This window comes from Echinicola rosea (assembly GCF_005281475.1).
In the GTDB taxonomy this organism is placed as follows: domain Bacteria; phylum Bacteroidota; class Bacteroidia; order Cytophagales; family Cyclobacteriaceae; genus Echinicola; species Echinicola rosea.
The window spans coordinates 2,985,713-3,004,743 of record NZ_CP040106.1; the positions used below are offsets into that span (position 1 = coordinate 2,985,713).

At 40.2% G+C, this 19,031-nt stretch carries 17 protein-coding genes; all 17 read left to right on the top strand.

Translation table 11 applies throughout. The features are described 5' to 3' along the window. Positions 1-52: 52 nt before the first annotated feature. On the top strand, positions 53-745 hold the full coding sequence (locus tag FDP09_RS12040) for an endonuclease/exonuclease/phosphatase family protein (RefSeq protein ID WP_229683520.1): 693 nt from the start codon (positions 53-55) through the stop codon (positions 743-745). A gap of 423 nt (positions 746-1,168) precedes the next feature. After that, complete coding sequence (locus tag FDP09_RS12045) at positions 1,169-1,999, top strand: ABC transporter permease (RefSeq protein WP_137405017.1); 831 nt, start codon at positions 1,169-1,171, stop codon at positions 1,997-1,999. 363 nt (positions 2,000-2,362) lie between these two features. Next, a complete protein-coding gene (locus FDP09_RS23800; RefSeq protein ID WP_187328849.1) occupies positions 2,363-3,631 on the top strand; it encodes an ABC transporter ATP-binding protein in 1,269 nt (422 codons plus the stop codon). 27 nt (positions 3,632-3,658) lie between these two features. Beyond that, a complete protein-coding gene (locus FDP09_RS12055; protein ID WP_137402900.1) occupies positions 3,659-4,660 on the top strand; it encodes a glycosyltransferase family 2 protein in 1,002 nt (333 codons plus the stop codon). Positions 4,661-4,662: 2 nt separating this feature from the next. Continuing rightward, entirely contained in the window at positions 4,663-5,364 is a 702-nt protein-coding gene (locus FDP09_RS12060) for a class I SAM-dependent methyltransferase (RefSeq protein WP_137402901.1), read from the top strand. Beyond that, on the top strand, positions 5,336-6,208 hold the full coding sequence (locus FDP09_RS12065) for a glycosyltransferase (protein WP_137402902.1): 873 nt from the start codon (positions 5,336-5,338) through the stop codon (positions 6,206-6,208). The genes FDP09_RS12060 and FDP09_RS12065 overlap by 29 nt, the downstream gene beginning before the upstream one ends. Further along, positions 6,205-7,107 carry a glycosyltransferase family 2 protein gene (locus tag FDP09_RS12070; RefSeq protein ID WP_187328850.1) on the top strand — a complete coding sequence of 301 codons (903 nt, stop codon included), beginning with the start codon at positions 6,205-6,207 and terminating at the stop codon, positions 7,105-7,107. Before FDP09_RS12065 ends, FDP09_RS12070 begins: the two co-directional genes overlap by 4 nt. After that, entirely contained in the window at positions 7,094-7,939 is an 846-nt protein-coding gene (locus FDP09_RS12075) for a glycosyltransferase family A protein (protein ID WP_137402904.1), read from the top strand. The genes FDP09_RS12070 and FDP09_RS12075 overlap by 14 nt, the downstream gene beginning before the upstream one ends. A gap of 8 nt (positions 7,940-7,947) precedes the next feature. Beyond that, positions 7,948-8,868 carry a glycosyltransferase gene (locus FDP09_RS12080; RefSeq protein WP_137402905.1) on the top strand — a complete coding sequence of 307 codons (921 nt, stop codon included), beginning with the start codon at positions 7,948-7,950 and terminating at the stop codon, positions 8,866-8,868. Beyond that, positions 8,855-9,730 (top strand): glycosyltransferase family 2 protein, encoded by an 876-nt coding sequence (locus FDP09_RS12085; protein WP_137402906.1) that lies wholly within the window; start codon positions 8,855-8,857, stop codon positions 9,728-9,730. Before FDP09_RS12080 ends, FDP09_RS12085 begins: the two co-directional genes overlap by 14 nt. Before the next feature lie 16 nt (positions 9,731-9,746). After that, a complete protein-coding gene (locus FDP09_RS12090) occupies positions 9,747-11,438 on the top strand; it encodes a hypothetical protein (protein ID WP_137402907.1) in 1,692 nt (563 codons plus the stop codon). A gap of 7 nt (positions 11,439-11,445) precedes the next feature. Further along, entirely contained in the window at positions 11,446-12,555 is a 1,110-nt protein-coding gene (locus tag FDP09_RS12095) for a glycosyltransferase (RefSeq protein ID WP_137402908.1), read from the top strand. Positions 12,556-13,412: 857 nt separating this feature from the next. After that, positions 13,413-13,781 carry an endonuclease domain-containing protein gene (locus FDP09_RS12100; protein WP_137402909.1) on the top strand — a complete coding sequence of 123 codons (369 nt, stop codon included), beginning with the start codon at positions 13,413-13,415 and terminating at the stop codon, positions 13,779-13,781. 443 nt (positions 13,782-14,224) lie between these two features. Next, positions 14,225-15,358 carry a glycosyltransferase family 4 protein gene (locus FDP09_RS12105; protein WP_137402910.1) on the top strand — a complete coding sequence of 378 codons (1,134 nt, stop codon included), beginning with the start codon at positions 14,225-14,227 and terminating at the stop codon, positions 15,356-15,358. Then, positions 15,355-16,485, top strand: coding sequence for a glycosyltransferase (locus FDP09_RS12110; protein WP_137402911.1), 1,131 nt, complete (start codon positions 15,355-15,357; stop codon positions 16,483-16,485). Before FDP09_RS12105 ends, FDP09_RS12110 begins: the two co-directional genes overlap by 4 nt. Before the next feature lie 324 nt (positions 16,486-16,809). Further along, on the top strand, positions 16,810-18,042 hold the full coding sequence (locus tag FDP09_RS12115; protein WP_137402912.1) for a hypothetical protein: 1,233 nt from the start codon (positions 16,810-16,812) through the stop codon (positions 18,040-18,042). A gap of 4 nt (positions 18,043-18,046) precedes the next feature. Next, on the top strand, positions 18,047-19,030 hold the full coding sequence (locus FDP09_RS12120) for a polysaccharide deacetylase family protein (RefSeq protein WP_137402913.1): 984 nt from the start codon (positions 18,047-18,049) through the stop codon (positions 19,028-19,030). Position 19,031: the final 1 nt, after the last annotated feature.

Here is a 19,031-nt window from a genome sequence, read left to right on the forward strand (position 1 = left end):
TTTTATACTAAATATTTTGCCTTCATTAACCATTGGGCAGACTATCAGCGTAATGAGTTATAATATCCACCATGGTGCTGATAAAAATGAAGTTATGACCTATAGTGAAATTGGTCAATTTTTGAAGGATACCGGAGCGGACATTATTGGTCTCCAGGAAGTGGACAGCGTTTGTTCTCGTTCTGAAAAAAGCGACCAGATGAAAATCCTATCTGAGATTACCGGAATGGATGCCGCATTTGGGCGGCACTTTGCCTATGACGGTGGCGCCTATGGTCTGGGCATTTTGTCCAAATATCCCTTGGAGGACATTCGAAATGACCGGATCACAAGTATTCGTTCCAATGGCGAAAAAAGGTCACTGGCCTTGCTTTCGGCCAAGGTCACGCTGCCAAGTGGACAGCAAATTCTATTTGCAACGGTACATTTCGCCTTGGACCAGCCTACAAGGTTAGCGCAAGCCAAAGAAGTCCTGCAATATTTGGATTCTGAATTACCGGTAATGCTTACAGGGGACCTGAATGCAGTTCCAAATTCCGAGGAAATAAAGCTACTAAACACAAAGCTATCCAATACCCATCAAGAGGGAGATAACACCTTTCCCGTTGATGATCCGGTCAAAAAAATCGACTACATTATGGTCAGTAGGGTAGGATTTAAAGTGCTTGAAAGTCATGTGGTGCTTAGCTGCCAATTGTCAGACCACCTTCCGATCATTACCGAAATGGAGTTGGGAGGGGAGTGATATCGATGGATCGGGAAGTCTGAAAAATTTCTAGGTAAAGATTCACTTCTGCAGACTCAATCCACTCCCTAATATTTATTTTTAATCTAATTGAAGGTAATGGTTTTTTATGATCAGTATAAATCTTTAGGAGAAATACATTTTTTTAAATGGATAATTTCGTATCCAGCGTGTTCATGCTTTTCACCTTCTGATCCTTCCATTAATTAACGGCAATTCACCGTTTGTTTACTTGCAATTTTATCTTTTACGAGTAATTTTGTTACTCATGAGTAATTTTTTTACTCTCTAAATAAAATGGATATCGCCCTGTGTGATTGATGGGGCGAAGCTGTGTTTGAAGCCCAAGCCCAAGCCAAAAAAGTGAAAAAACCAGGGAGTAAAAATGATGTCCGACAATCCAACAATTCTACGATCCGACCAATCAGCAACACCTATAGCCAACCAAAAGTAATCGAGCCTTCCAAGGGGTGGAAGCTGGTAGATTTTAAAGAGCTCTGGCGGTATAAAGACCTGCTGTATTTCCTGACGCTGCGAGGCATCAAGGCGCGCTATGCGCAGAGCATATTGGGCGTGGCCTGGGCGATCATCCAGCCGCTGTTTACCACGTTGGTGTTTACGGTGGTTTTTGGTAACCTGGCCAAAGTGGATTCCAATGGCATGCCCTATATCCTGTTTTCCTATTTGGCCCTGTGGCCGTGGAATTACTTCTCCGGCACCCTCACCGAATCTGCCAACAGCCTCATTGCCAATTCGGGGATGATCACCAAGGTGTATTTCCCCCGGATGGTGCTGCCACTGGCTTCGATATTTTCCAAGCTGTTGGACTTTATCATAGCCTTTTTGGTAGTAGTGGGCTTTTTGATCTATTTTCAGGTGATGCCCGGATGGGGATTGGTATTTCTGCCACTGTTGATTGTCCAGTTGCTGCTGACGTCTTTGGGCATCGGCATGATCCTGTCCGCCATGGCCGTGCAGTACCGCGATGTCAAGCATGCCCTGACTTTCTTGGTGCAACTGTTGATGTATGCAGCACCGGTAGTTTATAGCACGACGGCCGTACCCGAAGTTTACCGTCCATTTTATATTCTAAACCCCATGGTCGGGGTGATCGAAGGATTTCGCGCCGCCTTTCTGGACCGTCCGCTCCCTTGGGAATGGATCTGGCCGGGGAGCATTGTCGCAGGGCTGCTTTTCATTTTTGGGATGTTTTATTTCAAACGGATGGAAAGGGTGTTTGCAGATGTGGCGTAGGGGCGAGAAGTGAGATATGAGACTTGAGATGATTGATATTTTGTGCATTCGTATTGTTTTTCTTTAGTTCCTGGCAGCGGTAGAAGGAAAACAACTGATCTGCATTTGTAATGCAGATCGCAAGAGCTGGGCATTTGTAATGCCCCCAAAATAATAGTGACTTGTCTTCTGGTCCTCCTCTTCTATGAGAAGTCAAAGGCCTCAGTCATTTGTTTGGGATTTATGGTCTCAAAAAAGAAATAGAAGGAATTTGCCATCCTAACGCTTCTGATCCGCCTTTGAAATGTGGATCGCACGAGCTTGGCATTTATAATGCCCCATTAAAAAAAGAGAATTGTCAATTACTGCGAAACGATTTATCCAATGTCTAAATCTATTATCAAAGTAGAAAACCTTTCCAAGCGCTATCGCTTAGGATTGAAAGAAAAGCGATCCAAGACTTTAGCGGGACAGGTGGGCAATATCATCAAGTCCCCATGGGAAAATTTTCAGCGGCTTCGGAAGTTGAGCAAGTTTGGGGCGGAGGATGAATCGGTTTTTTGGGCATTGAAGGATGTCAATTTTGAGGTAAAAGAAGGGGAAGTCTTGGGCATTATTGGGAAGAATGGTGCCGGTAAATCCACCTTGCTCAAGATCCTGTCCCAAATCACTGAACCTACTTCAGGTAAAATCACCCTGAATGGCCGCGTGGCCTCTTTACTGGAAGTGGGCACTGGCTTTCACCCTGAGCTGACCGGCAGGGAAAACATCTATATGAACGGTACCATCCTCGGCATGACGAGGCGCGAGATCGACCGGAAATTGGATGAAATCATTGATTTTTCGGGCATAGAAAAGTTTGTGGACACACCGGTAAAGTTCTATTCCTCGGGCATGAAAGTACGCCTGGGTTTTTCAGTGGCCGCGCATTTGGAGCCGGAGATTTTGATAATCGATGAGGTGCTGGCCGTTGGGGATTATGAATTTCAGCAAAAGTGCCTCGGTAAAATGGAGGATGTAAGCAAGAACCAAGGACGAACGGTGCTCTTTGTGAGCCATAATATGGCGGCAGTGCAGAATTTGTGTAGTAGGGGGCTTTTGTTAGGAAAAGGAACTTTAGTTTATGAAGGTAACCTCGAAAAATTAATTGAAAAATATTTTAGTTTACAGGGCGGGAGGATGACGAATACCAATGGAAGTTTTGATTTATCAACTAAAAAAAAAGAGGAAACGGCGATTACGAGATTGGATATCTATTGTGAAAATAAGTTAACTAATATTGTCCATGCAAATTCGCATGTTACTTTCAAGGTGGTTTACAATTCCTGTTCTAAATTTAGGGCAACTCATTTCGGAGTTTCTTTTAGAGACCAATTTGGTGATGAAATTATTGCCATTAATAATAAACATACGGGAGATGTCCTCAGCGGAGTTAGTAGTAGCCAAATTATAGTTGATATTCCAGAGTTTCCTTTGTTTAAAGGTTCTTATGAATTGGATTTGTTTTTAGGAGATGGTTTTTATGATTTTGATGTAATAAAAGGTGCGGGTAGAATTAAAGTTATTGAAAAGGATATTTATAATTCTGGTTTCATACCAGATTCAAGAAAGAATTTAATCTCGTATAACAAAATTCATTTTTCAAATTCGTAAGCAAACCTTAAAGATACTTAAAAAGGGATGTGTGAACTAACGGTTTTATTACCAGTTTTTAATTCAGAAAGTTATTTAAAGGAAGCTGTTGAATCTATTTTAAATCAAACTTTTAAGAACTTTAAGTTAATAATTATTAATGATGGATCCACAGATCGATCAAAGGAAATAATTGAAAAATTTAATGATTCTAGAATTTTACTTTTGGAAAATGATGAAAATAAGGGTTTAATTTATTCTTTAAACAAAGGGCTAAAATGTATTGATACCAAATATATGGTTCGGATGGATTCTGATGATATTTCACATCCAGACAGAATGAGACGGTTATTAGAATACATGGAGGAAGATGAAGAGATTGGTATTTGCGGAACAAAAGTGGGGGATTTTAGTGAAAATAGAGTTTCGGATATTGCAAATATTGATGATGACAAATTGAGAGCCGTTCATTTATTAAATTGTTCTATAACGCATGCATCTGCCATGTATAGAATGGATATAATAAATAGAAATAATTTAATATATCATGAAAGATATAAACATTCTGAAGATAACGACTTTATTACTAATGTTTTAAGTGTATCTAAAGGAGCAATTTTGAATCAGAATCTATATTGGGTCAGAAAACATGATGATCAGGTTTCAAGTAGATTTAGGGATTTTCAGAAGCGCAGTAGCACAAAAAGACGTGTAGAGTTACTTAATGAGGTTTTTGGGGTGAATTTACACAGTGAAGAAATAAAGTTGTACCAAACATTGAGCTATAAAGAGCCCGGATTGAATAGCGGTGAACTTTATGACCTTGGGAAGTTAGTATTAAAATTGGAACGTGTAATCATCGCTAATGATGATTTCGAATTTGATAGAAAGGAGTTTTTGAAATTACTCTATAGGAGGTTGGATATCATCTATTTGAAGCATAGTTCTTTGGGTATGTCTGTATTTGTAAACTACCTAAGACAGTTTCTATTAAATAGACAAACTCGAATCGGTGCGAGGTTATTTATTAAATCATTAATACGAAGATAGAAATGAATAGAATTGATTTAATACAGAGGTCTTTACAGTTTAATAAAGGAAAGAGATATTTAGAGATTGGAGTGCGAACCTGTAGCAATTTGTTTAGAGTGAAGTGTGAAAACAAAGTTGGTGTTGATCCTACTTATCGGTTGTCCAAAAAAGATAAAATCAAAATGGCACTTGGGTGGGAAAAATCTCAATTATATAGAATGCACAGCGATGATTTTTTTTCTCAAAACCCCAAGGGAATACTTGATAATGGCTTTGATGTGATTTTTGTGGATGGTTTGCATAATTATAAGCAATCTTTGCAGGATGTTGAAAATGGACTAAAGTATTTAAACAAGAATGGAGTAATTATACTGCATGATTGCAACCCAACTTCTGCCGCAAGAGCAACGCCCATAAAGAATTCATTTGATGAATTGGTGCCAAAAATAAAATCAGGCCAAATAGAAGGTTGGGATGGAGGCTGGAACGGTGATGTATGGAAAACCATCGTCCACTTAAGGTCTACTCGAACTGATTTGAGTATTATCACCATAGACGATGATCAAGGGTTGGGAGTGATAATTAATAGGGATGAGAAGAACCGTAATTCCGTTGATATTCGGGAATTAGAGCAAGCAGACTATGGGTTTTTAGCCAAAGATAGACGGACGTTATTAAATCTTAAGTCAGAAAATGAATTACAGCACTTTTTCGAAGGATAATCGGGCAAGCCTGAAAATCCACCATTTTTTGATTACTAGATTCAATGTGGAATATTTAGAAAAGGTAGAAGCAAATCTATCTATTTCAGTAGATGATTGGTTGGAGAGACGCTTTGAGCTGTTTTTTACTTATTGCTATCCCTCGGTGGTTCAACAATCAGAAATGGATTTTACTTGGTTGATATATTTCGACCTGAATACACCAGATGCATACATTGAAAGAATCCTTAAAAAGGACTTTGCTAAAGTAATCAAGCCTGCTTTTGCTACTACATGGAAAAATATCAATGAAAACATACGAGGTGAAATTTCTCACTTCGATATAGAAGAAAACGATTTGATCATTAGCTCAAGATTAGACAATGATGATGCGCTATCCGCAGATTACATCATAACCATTCAAGAAGCAGTCAAATCTAAGTTTCTTCTCGAGCGTCAATTGCCTTTTGCAATTGACTTAAAAAATGGACTAGTATATTCTTCCAAAGAAAGTTGTTTGTATAGCGTTTCAAGAAAAAGTAATCCTTTTATCTCACTTGTTGCAAGCAACCAAGGGAATTTAGAAACTGTTTTTGATTATCAGCATCAGGAAATAACGTCCCGCTTTAAATCGATACAGATTTCTGGCAAACCATTGTGGTTCCAAAATATACATGATACTAATATATCAAACAGGGCTTATGGCAAACTAAAATTATTTGGCTATGAATCTTTACAGAGGGAATTTGGTGTTAATGTAGAGCTAGGAAAGGTGAGAGTTGGGCGTCTAATAACTATGAAAACAAAAGAGGTGTTTAGACGACTTAGCAAAATGATTTTCAAAAAGTGTTCTTGGTTTCAGTGATCATTCCTGTATATAATGCTGCGCAATTTGTCAAAATTGCGGTAGCATCTACTGTCGATCTTACCGAAGTTGGCGAAGTGATATTGATTGAAGATGGTTCGCCTGATGGAGCTTTGGAAATCTGCTTGCAATTGGCTGAACATTATGATAAAGTAAGTTTGTACCAGCATCCGAATGGAGCAAACAAGGGAGCCGCAGCAAGCAGAAACCTTGGAATTGAAAAGGCAACATGCGATTTTGTTGCGTTTTTAGATGCTGATGATTGGTATTTGCCTCACCGATTTAAGAAGGACAAGGAAGTCTTTACTTTTCATCCGAGTACTGATGTAGCCTATTCCTGCACTGTGTTGGAGGAAGATTTATATCAGCCAGTTGTCAAGAGGTATGGTGTTAGGTATGATCCAAAGAAACAACTAAAGCAGGAAGTTACCCCTTTGGAATTTTATGAATGGAAATTAATGAATAAAAAGGTGCTTTTTAATACTAATAGCATCACTTTGAGAAGAGAGTTTTTATTGAAGGATAAATGCTTTGATACACGACTTCGACTCCATCAGGATTCCGAATTGTGGAATAGACTGATGAGGAGGGGGGACTTTCAAGCGGCAGAATGGCAAAATCCAGTAGCGGTAGTAAGACGCCATGAAGGCAATAGAATTACACATAGGTCTCATACATCCGCATTGAAAATGCTGGCCGTAATGATGGATAATATTGGGTTTGAAAACCTAGAGAAATTTGAAAGACAGTATCTCTTCGAACAGTTTCTCAGAAATGAAAGCAAGCAATATAAAAACCATTGGAAAAGGAGGCTTGTATATTATTTAAACAGATTTGTTAATAGACTTTGGCGTGATAAATTTTTGAAGCTAAAAATGAAGCAGTATGGTATTGATTAGTGTAATTATTCCTACATATAATCGGGCTAAGATGCTTCCTCGAGCCATAGAAAGTGTCATCCAGCAGACTCTTAAAGAATGGGAATTGATCATTATAGATGATGGAAGTACTGACAATACCAAGTCAGTAGTGGATGAGTTTCTCTCAGATAAGAGGATCAGTTATTTGTATCAAGAGAATAGAGGCGTTTCTGCAGCGAGAAACTTAGGAACGGAAAAAGCAATCGGGAATTTCTTTTGTTTTTTAGACAGTGATGACTGGGTAAAGAAGGAGTGGCTGGATGATTTTTTTCAGAAGTACTGCAGCAATAAGCAACTTGAAGTGATAATAGGCGGGTTTTGTGTGTCTAAGGATAATAGAATCGTTAAAAATAGAAGAGCAGAAGCGGAGAAGTATAACAATACTTTGCCTGGGACTTATTTTATAAAATCAGCTCTGTTCAAGGAAATTGGTGGTTTTGATACACATTTATCCTATGGTGAAAATACAGAGCTTTTTTTTCGGGTTTATCAGCAAAGCCCAAAAGTAGGCTATCTGAAAAAGGAAAACTTGATTTATAATAAGTCGAACAGTGGAGGAAGTATGGATTTAGGAAATCAGGTTAAATCCCTCAAGCATATTTTGAAAAAGCACGAAGATCTTCTAGATGCAAATGTGAAATTTCTGTATTTGCAGATTATTGGTGTAAGTTTAATGAAAACAGGAGACCTTCAAGATTCAAAGTACTATCTGGGAAAGGCATATTTGTTAAAGCCATGGAAAATTAAAACACTGCTTCGTTTCCTGATTTCCCTTTCTCCATTTTTGATCAGAAGAATTTACCAGAAATAATTTCCAAGATGATGGAGGAGCGTTTTGCTGGATTTATCATTACCTATAATCGGCCTGTTAAACTGACCGAGACCATAGAGAAAGTTTTATCTCAGACCTACTCCCCAGAGAAATTATGGATAATAGACAATAGCGACAATGAGGACACTGAAAGGAAGATAAATACCCTTACGTATGAAAATGTAATTTACCATAAAGTAGGTTATAATGCTGGACCAGCCGGTGCTGCAAAAATTGGCTTGTGTTTGGCAGCGGAAGAGGGGGTTGATTGGATATATTGGGGAGATGATGATGACCCACCCGTATTTCCTAATGTGTTTGAACGTCTATTTAATATCATACGCTTAGAAAGTGCTTCATATAAAATTGGACAGATAGGAATAGTAGGTCAATACTTTGATGAAAAGAGGGGATTATTGGTAAGGATCAGTGATAAGCAGCTCAAAAATAGTAAAACATTGCCGGTAGATAATATTGCAGGGAATCAATGCAAATTGATAAATGCAAGGGTGGTGACTATGGGCATTTATCCAGATGAGGAGTTGTTTTTTGGTTTTGAGGAATTGAGTTTTGATGTCAAACTCAAAATTGCAGGATTTCAAAGTGTAATTGATGGGTCTTTTCAGTATACATTAAGAGAGAAATATGGCAAGTTGGGGTTTAAAAAGGGTGTTGTGAGAAAAAGGAATGTCAATTCTCTCTGGAGAAACTATTATTCCACAAGAAATTTACTTTATATTTTGAAGGACAATGGCTATTACACGGCAGTAGTTTATCAAATAATAAGGAGGTTATTAAAAATAGGAGTGGCCTATAGATATGGCCGGAAGTATGGCCATTATAATATGCAAACTACATTGGTAGGTATTTCCCATTTTTTGGTAGGGAGAAAAGGGGAAAATAAGCACATTGGTTATGGAAGGAAATAGTCCTTTTTTTTCCATTGTATTACCCGTGTTCAATAGGGCCTTTATTGTCCAAAATGCCATTGAGTCTGTAATAAATCAAATTTTCACTGATTGGGAATTAATTATAGTGAATGATGCTTCAGAAGACGGAAGCGATCAGATTATCCATGATTACTTAGAGGACAAAAGAATCCGATACTTTGAAAATGAGGTAAATAAAGGAGCTGCAGCATCGAGAAATATTGGTATAAAGCAATCCAAAGGAGCCTATATTTCATTTTTGGATAGTGATAATAGGTTTCATCCTGATTTTTTAGTCGTGTTTAATAGGACGATTGTTGCAAATATAGATTCGGAAATATTTTGGGGAGGAGTAGAAAGAGAAATTATAAAAAATGGAAGCATCAGTCACATTGAAAAACATCATTGGAAACCTAATGTGACTAAGAAAAATTTCTGCCTAAAACAAATTAGAACGAGTACGGGGAGAGGACTAGTTGTCAGTCGAAAAGCTTGCATAGAAGCTGGCTTATTTGATGAGATGATGCCAGCGGCTGAAGACACTGAGTTTTTGCTTCGTCTTTTCCAAAAATACAAAGGGAAGTGGATAGAGGGGTATTGGTATAGGGCTGTGATTCATGAAAATGATCGGCTTTCAACCAATTATCAAAAACAAGCCGAGGCATATTCAATTTTAATTAGAAAGCACATGCAGTTGTTTGAGTCAAATCCAAAAAGCTCAGGACGTTTTTTTCGCAAAGGAGCTTATTATTACTATTTGTGCAGAGATAAAAAAAATGCTTACAAGACCTTGTTTAGAGGGGTAAGACTAAATCCATTCGATGGGAAATATTATTATTATTTTATCAGATTTTTATTTTGATGTAAAGATAAGATAAATGGCTAAGATTTTAGCAGCATATTTTAATAGTGCAGCGTCAAAGGATCGCTATCGTTTAAGATTAGAATCAATTGGAAGGTTTCTTACAAATGAGTTTGCAACCGACCATTCCATAAAATATATTGAAAGCTCCAATGTATTTATCGTAATTGTGGGGTTCAATGAGTCTTTGGATATTTCTGAAGATCAAGGTTTATTAGGGTTCTCAAATACGGGGAAATGGTATGATGAAGCTGTTTATCCGGATGGCAATTTTTTCATTTATAGGAAGAGCCAAGGAAGTTTAGAGTTGATCTCAGACTTGGCTGGCACACGATCTATATGGTACTATAAAGCAGATGAATTTTTCAGCTTTTCATCCATGCAGATTCCTTTAATACTCCTGAAAGGTGATTTTAATTTTAATTCAAAAGTGGTCCCATGGATGATAAGTTCAGGTAGTCTTGGTCCGGGTTATTCTTGGGATAAAGAATTAAGTCTACTTCCTCGAAATACTTCCTTGAAATTTCATCTTACTACCAGAGAAATTTGTATTACTAAAATTACAAGGCTATCGGTCTCTTCTATTTCCAACAAGAAATCTTTGCTTAAAAAATTCAATGAAATACTTAGCGAAAGTATTTCTTCTTTAAATATCAGTCCTCAGCATACTGTCCATTTGCTTTCTGGAGGGTTGGAGAGTAGGCTATTATTGATATTCCTGGCCATTCCTAAAAAACTGAAATGTGTTACTTGGGGATCAATCGAAGCAATTAATAGTAAGAAAAGTGATGTGGGAATCGCCAAAAGGTTGACGGATAGGTTTAAATTGGATCACGACATATATACTTTGGATGAGCCAGCGTTAAAGCCTCAATTTATTTTGGATGAATTCTTGAAATATGGAGAAGGAAGGGTAGACCACATGTATGGTTATTTGGACGGTTTTAAGCTTTGGAAGTCGTTTGCCAGAAAGAATATTCACACAGTGATTAGGGGAGATCATAATTTTGGCCGGTATAAATCCCCAAGCGAAAAAATGGTAAGGAAGGCAATTGGTTGTGAGTTTATTTCTGATGTTGAAGACAAAATTTTAATTGAAGCTCGAATTCTTCAAAATGTCCCTGATTGGCTATTAAAGGAAAAGTATGAGAGTAATTTAGATTACGCAGATAGGATTGGAATCGATTTTAGACATCCTTATATCAACAGCGCATTGAATGACTTAAAACATTGCTTTGTAGAGGTCAATAATCCATTAATGAACAATAGGCTTGTAGGATTTTCATTTTCTATACCAAATAATTTTAGCCAAGAAAAAAAAGTTACAAGAGATATCAATGGACGGTTTATAAGAGAAATTAGCTATGCTAAGCCCCATTCTTCGGAAAGTTTGAATAGTGTCCTTTCTGGAAGATTTAAAGGGGTGTTACTAGAGATCCTTAAGGGTGCGACAAAAGAAGATCTTGCGGATATCTGTTTGGATGAGATGTTTATCCAAGGTATTATCAAAGGAATTGAATCTAAGAGTGCAACCCATCACGATAGGGGTGTGTCAAATTTTATAAAAAAACTTATTCCGAAACGATTAAAGAAAAGAGGGACAGCCTTTAAGAGAAATAAAGTACCTGAAATTAGGCTGGCATTCAGAGTAGTTATGCTACTCAATATGGCGAGAAAGATTCGTGGAATAATGAGAAATAACACTTAAAGAATCCTTGAAAGCCTTCTTTATCCTCGATACCCTTGCTAATGCAGGAACAGAAAAAAGCTATTTGCAGCTTTTGCCGCAGTTTTCTGAGGACCTAGAAGTTTTTGTAGTGTATTTTTATGCTGATCATTCCCTATTAAGCGATTTTCAAAACAAGGGAATTAAGACCTGCTATTTAGGGATAAATGGGAAATATGGTTTTTACCATGGAACCAAACGGCTAGTTAAACTAATAAAAGAGGAAAAACCTGATGTTCTGGTCTCCTCCTTGATGCGTTCCAATTTGATCAGTAGAATGGCTGCTTTTATTTCCGGGGTGCCATTGATCGGGACATTGGTAAATGATAGCTATAATCCTATTCGCCTTAAGGAATTTAAAGGAACTGGATATTGGAAATTTAAGTTTTTTTGGCTGTTGGACAAATGGACATCTAGTATTCCGAAATACTGGATAGCAAATGCCAAATGCCTAATAACATCGCATTCAAAATCGTTGGGCATCGATAGTGCAAAGGCTGATGTAGTTTACAGGGGAAGGAAACTAACTGAGAAAAAATATAATTGTTATCAAACTATTCATCACTTTGTAGGATGTGGAAGGTTGATATCCCGAAAAGGCTGGACAGAACTCCTCGATGCCTTTCACCTTGTCCTTCAAAAAAACGCTAACTGCACCTTGACCATTTTTGGTGAAGGGCCTTTACGGAGTAGTTTGGAAGAGAAAATTACCAAGCTAGGACTGGCCGATAAGGTGTTTTTGCCCGGCAATGTGGCCGAGGTTCAGGAGAAGCTTTTTGATTATGACTGCTTTGTTTTCCCTTCTTGGTACGAAGGGTTTTCGGGAGCCTTATTGGAGGCGATGATGGTAGGGATTCCTATTATTGCATCTGACATTCCGATGAACCTAGAGGCCATCACTCCGGATAAAAATGCTTTGACTTTCCCTGTAAAGGATGCCGAGATGCTGGCAAAACAAATGACCTATGCCATAAACAACCCACAAAAAATGGCTGAAATGGGGCAAAATGCCCGTGAGGAAGCGATCGAACGATTTGATATTGAAAAGATTGCTAAAGCATACGAACGGGTTCTGAGGCGGGTTTTAAACCTCACCTAGCCTCTGATGACCTCACCTATCCTCTCCTGGGAGGAGAGGGACTGGTTGCGTTGGGTATAGTGGTTTCGATTTTTCAAAAAAGTATGGGAGAGAAGAAGGAAAGCAAGGTATTGATTCCCACTTTTAGGGGGTTAGGGGGTAAAAGTACCTCACCTATCCTCTCCTGGGAGGAGAGGGACTGGTTGCGTTGGGTATAGTGGTTTCGATTTTTCAAAAAAGTATGGGAGAGAAGAAGGAGAGCAAGGGTATTGGTTCCCGCTTTTAGGGGGTTAGGGGGTAAAAGTACCTCACCTATCCTCTCCTGGGAGGAGAGGGACTGGTTGCGTTGGGTATAGTGGTTTCGATTTTTTTAAGAAGGATGGGAGAGAAGAAGGAGAGCAAGGTATTGGTTCCCGCTTTTAGGGGGTTAGGGGGTAAAAGTACCTCACCTATCCTCTCCTGGGAGGAGAGGGACTGGTTGCGTTGGGTATAGTGGTTTCGATTTTTCAAAAAAGTATGGGAGAGAAGAAGGAGAGCAAGGGTATTGGTTCCCACTTTTAGGGGGTTAGGGGGTAAAAGTACCTCACCTACCCTCTCCTGGGAGGAGAGGGACTGGTTGCGTTGGGTATAGTGGTTCCGATTTTTTAAAAAAGTATGGGAGAGAAGAGGGAGAGCAAGGGTATTGATTCCCCCTTTAAGGGGCTAGGGGGTAAAAGTACCTCACCTACGCTCTCCTGAGAGTAGAGGGACTGGTTGCGTTTGGGTATAGTGGTTTTGATTTTTTAAAGAAGGATGGGAGAGAAGAAGGAGAGCAAGGGTATTGATTCCCCCTTTTAGGGGGGTAGGGGGGTAGGGGGTAATAAAAGATAGGGTTTTTTATGCATGAGATGTATTTTGGAGCAAGTACTGAAATTAGACGTCGAGCTAAAGAGTTGAGAAAAATGCTGACGCCTGCCGAGAAAGTTTTGTGGGAAGAACTCAAGAATAGACAATTAAACCAATTGAAGTTCAGAAGGCAGCATCCAATAAGCAGATTTATTGCAGATTTTTATTGTCATGAGTGCCAATTGATTATTGAAGTAGATGGAGCGGTACATTCGTCGGCAGAACAGGAGGAAAGGGATGGTGGACGGACTTTTGAATTGGAGGAATTGGGCTTGAAGGTAATTAGGTTTACAAATAAAGAGGTCTTTTCTGACCTTGATAATGTTTTGCAGAAGATCGTTTCTGCTTGTAGGAATGAATGAACCTCTGATGACCTCACCTAACCTCTCCTAGGAGGAGAGGGACAGATTGCGTTTGGAATAGCGGTAACGATTTTTCGAAAATGGAAGAGAGCGAAGAATGGGATCAAGGGTATTAATTCCCCCTTTAAGGGGCTAGGGGGTAAAAGTAACTCACCTACGCTCTCCTGAGAGTAGAGGGACTGGTTGCGTTTGGGTATAGTGGTTTCGATTTTTCAAAAAAGGATGGGGGCGAAGAATGGGATCAAGGGTATTGATTCCCCCTTTTAGGGGGATAGGGGGTTGTTAAGACCTCACCTATCCTCTCTTGGGAGGAGAGGGACTAGATGGGATTAGGCTAGTTGTTTTCAACTATTAAAGGGAGACGAACATGATGGGCAGAGAAGACACTGGATCCCCCTTTAGGGGGATCAAGGGGGTAAAAAGAGGGTAAGAATTACTACTGAATGAAAATATTGATCCTAGATACGTCCCCGATCCGGCGAGGGGCACAGGTTTTTGTGGCTGACTTAGGGAGGCGTTGGAAGGAGATGGGGCATGATGTCCGAAAGGTCTATTTGTACGAAGGTGACAAGAAAGGTAAAAGAGTCTCTTTGGATGAAGGGGACATGGTCATGCCGTTTTCGGCCCACAGTTTTTTTGAGAAGTTCCCTACGGTACAGCCTGGACTTTTGAAGCGATTGAGAGAAGTGGTGGAGGAGTTTCAGCCAGATGTATTGCTGTTGAATGGCTCTAGGACGTTGAAATATGGGGCTTTTTTGAAGCGGAGTGGAAAGACTGATTTGGTGATGGTCAGCAGGATAATTGATAATCCTGAATATTGGAATCCTAAGCGCATAACCAAGGCTTATTACAAAAACTGGGTGATTCCTGCATTGGATGGGGCAGTGGGAGTGAGTAGGGCTAGTCTAGCAGCGATGAAAAGGCATTATGGATTCACCAAGCCAAGTAGGGTCATCCATCGCTGTTTTGATGAAAGAAAATTTATGGATGCTCCAAGGAAGGTGAAGGCAAGAAGTCAGTTGGGGCTGGACATAAAGGATGAAGTTATTTTATTTTTGGGAAGTTTTTCTGCCCAAAAGAGACCAGATCGGTTTTTGGAAGTTGTGCAACTGCTCAGCAAGTCTCGCCCAAGGTTAAAAGCGTTGATGGTGGGAGATGGAGCACTCTATCCAAGGTATCAAAAACAGCTGGAAGAGTCCCCTTATATTCTGCATTTTGGTTACCAAAGTGATGTGTCCCCTTTTTTGTCTGCTGCGGATATTTTGGTCCTGACCAGTGATACGGAGGGATTGCCGGGGGTCGTGCTGGAGGCTGCTTATTTTGGAGTACCCGCAGTCAGCACGTTGGTCGGGGGAATTGAGGAGTGCCTTCATGATGAAGTCTCAGGCTATCTGGTGGATGAAGATCATATCAATCAATTTTGTGATAAGATCAACCATCTTTTTGATTTTCCAGAAAAACAGAAATTGATGGGGATCCGGGCAAAAAATATTGTCAGTGAAACTTTCGATTTACAAAAAGCAGCTGGTCATTTTATAGATTTTTTTACTGAAGTGATTAATGATTCCCGACAGTGAGTAGTTCCCAAATCCGTATTCTCCACCTGATAAAATCCCTAGGGAGGGGAGGTGCCGAGAAGCTGATTCCGGAAACTGCAGCATTGCATAATCAGGAGGAGTACGCTTTTTATTGTCTTTACTTCCACCAACGACCGAATAGCCTTATCGATGAATTGGAAGAGGTGGGAGTGGACGTAAGCTACTTTCCATCTTCCAATCTTGCGCTTCCGCTCCAAGTCGGTAAGGTGGTGGAGTTTGTTGAAAAAAACCATATTGACATCATCCATTGTCATCTGCCTTGGGCGGGAGTGCTGGGCAGATGGGTAGGCAAAAAAACCGGCGCCAAGGTCGTCTATACCGAGCACAATACGTGGGAAAGGTACCATCCGCTTTCCCGTAGGCTAAATAAGTTGACCTTTGGATGGCAGCAGGGAGTAATTGCGGTTTCAGGAGAAGTAAGGAAAAGTATTTTAAGATACTATAAACCGACCGTTAAAAGCCCTCAGATCAATACAATAACAAATGCGGTAAATACAGATAAATTCAAAAAAGATACGGCAGGAAGGGGGCGGATCCGTGATAGCTTTGGAATTCCCCATGATGCTCTCGTGCTTGGGCAAGTGGCCGTTTTCAGGAAGCAAAAAAGGCTTGATCGCTGGATAGCTTTAGCAAAGGAAATTACCAAATCCCATCCCAATATCCACTTTTTATTGGTCGGTGATGGACCGGAAAGGGAATTGGTAGAAAGCACTATTGGAACAGGTGGTTTTGCATCGAAAATACACTTAGCAGGAGCGCAAGAAACCGTTATTCCTTATCTTTCCGCCATGGATGTTTATATGATGACATCGGAGTTTGAGGGATTGCCAGTGGCAATGCTGGAGGCCATGTCCTGTGGGCTCCCTGTGCTGTGTACTGAGGTTGGGGGAATAGGGGAGGTGATAACCGACGGAATAGAGGGGATGCTGTGTCCAAAGGATAATACCGAAAAGCTGCTATTAGGCGCTTCCGTGCTGTTGACCGATCCACAACGATGCCAAGAAATAAGTAAAATGGCCCGTCAGCGTGTAGTGTCCCAATTTAGCATCCAGCGAATGGTTGGAGGCTTGGAGGAACTTTATCAAAATGTACTAAAACTGAGCTAGGCTTTCAGCCTGCATAGAGATAGCTCACTGTTTACAACCCAAGGTGTTGCCTTGGGTTGAGATGCTATAAGGCTTTAAGCCATTGGTGTATATCAATATAATGATGATTGTTAATGGTACAGTTCGGATTTATGGTAATCTTTGACATTCAGACGAATGTAATTTCCCCCTTAAAGAGGAACTCAATTCAGCCCAATGGATCCCAATGGGCTTTAAATGTGGAGGAATTCCTTGCGCCCTGTATGAGAAAACTAAAGCCTTGGTTCATGATAATTGGAAAATTGTAATGATAGGACATAGCCAAAAATCAACTATTACCAGTAAATGATAGGTGGGGTTATTTTGATCGGGATACTTTATGCCGTGAGCCTGTCGCTTCTCCAGAGGCTGAAGCGAAAGTATAGGACACTGAGCATCCGTACCATGACCAATCTGTATTGGTATCACATGCTTTTTGCGCTGATATATTATACCTATGCCATTTTCCGGAATTCAGATTCCCATGCTTATTATCATGACGCTTCCACGGCTGCAAGCTGGTGGAAGCTTTTTTCCCACGGAACCCATTTTATCGAATGGATAGCGGTGCCCTTTGTGCAGTACCTGCATTTCAGCTATGAGATGATGATGGTGCTGTTTGCTTGGACTGGATACATCGGATTCGTTTATTTCTATTTGTTTTTCAGGGAAAATCTACGATTAACCATCAAATTTCGTGGATACAATGCTGTTAATTTGTTGATGTTTCTGCCCAATATGCACTTCTGGACGTCCTCATTGGGAAAGGGAAGCCTGATTTTCTGTGGGATAGGGCTGTTGGTTTTTGGGCTTTCATTACCTGCGAAAAGAAAAGTGTACATTGCTTTGGGAGGGCTGTTGACCTATTTTGTGCGTCCACATATCTTTTTTGCCATTATGATTGGGATGGGGATGTCATTTATGCTGGGAAGAGAAAAGATGCCCATGTACCAGAAGGTGTTGGTCGCCATCGGTGGGATAGGCATATCAGCATTTATTTATGATGAATTATTGGTGTTCCTTCGCTTGGATGAGGACAATGTGCTGGAGAGTTTTATGAACAATACGGCTTTTATTGGCGGGCAACTGCAGCATGCAGGCTCGGCGGTGGATATGCAGCGCTATAGCCTGCCTGTAAAGCTGTTTACCTTTTGGTTTAGGCCGTTGTTTTTTGATGCGCCCAATTTCCTGGGGATCTTTGTGTCATTGGAGAACCTCCTGTACCTGGCGTTTTTTGTGAAACTCTTCCAAAAAGGATTTTTTAGATTTATCAAACAAGCTTCCGCAATGGTCAAAATGTCGGCGGTGGTATTTTTGAGCATTTCCTTTTCCATGACCTTCATCATGTCCAACTTGGGCATTATCATCCGCCAAAAAAGCATGATCATGTATTTTATGTTTTTTGTCATTGTCGCTTTTCTGGATTGGAAAAAAAACGAGGCCATTAAAAGAAGGATGAAGCGGATCGAGCGAATGAAAAAAAAGGAGCACTTAAAGGTCCAGAAAAGGAATTACTTTCCTGATCATTTAACAAACTAGCACCATGTCTTTTTTGGTAATATCACTGGATTTTGAACTGCATTGGGGGATTTTTGATAAAGTTTCCTTGGCGGAGAAAAAGGGAGATTTCATTAGGACAAAAGCCGTCATTCCGAAGGTTTTGGAGGCGTTTGAACGTCATGGCGTGGCCGCGACTTGGGCTACGGTAGGTATGCTGCTGACTGAAAGTAGCGAGGAATGGGAGCATTATAGTCCCGAATATTTACCTGCCTACCAAAACCCGCAGCTATCCCCTTACCGGTGGATTGCACAACATGCCTACGATCCAGCAGTTCATAGTGGCTTTTCGTTGGTGAAACAACTATTACAAACCCCCAATCAGGAACTGGGAAGCCATACGTTTTCACATTATTATACTTGTGAGCCAGGGCAGGAGTTGGAGCAGTTCAGGTCTGACTTGAAGGTGGCCAGAAGAATTGCCCAGGAAAAATGTGGAGTGAACCTTAAGTCCTTGGTGTTTCCCCGAAACCAATTTGGCCAGAACAGCCTCAAGGTCTGCAAGGATGAAGGTTTTACCGTGGTCAGGGTAAATCCTTCCAATTGGTTTTGGAAGGATCCGCAGAATGCGGGGATGATGGATAGGATTTTCAGAACGGGTGATACACTCTTTCCATTGGGAAAATCGACTTCTTTTCCTACCAGGGTAGTGCTAGGTAGCAAAGATTCTCCAATCCAATTGCCTGCATCACGTCTTTTAAGACCTTATTCTAAGACCATCAGACCATTAAATAAATTACGAATAAACCGGATCATCAGTGAGATGACTTATGCCGCCAAGCACAATTTGGCATATCACTTATGGTGGCATCCGCATAATTTTGGCCATGCTCCAGAAGAAAGTATGCGGGAACTCTACCAGTTGCTGGACACTTTCACTAAACTAAAGGACCAATATGGAATGCGCTCTGTTAATATGGGGCAATTGGCAGCTGAGCTGAAGAGTAAAAAGAGCTTCGGGTTAATTTAAG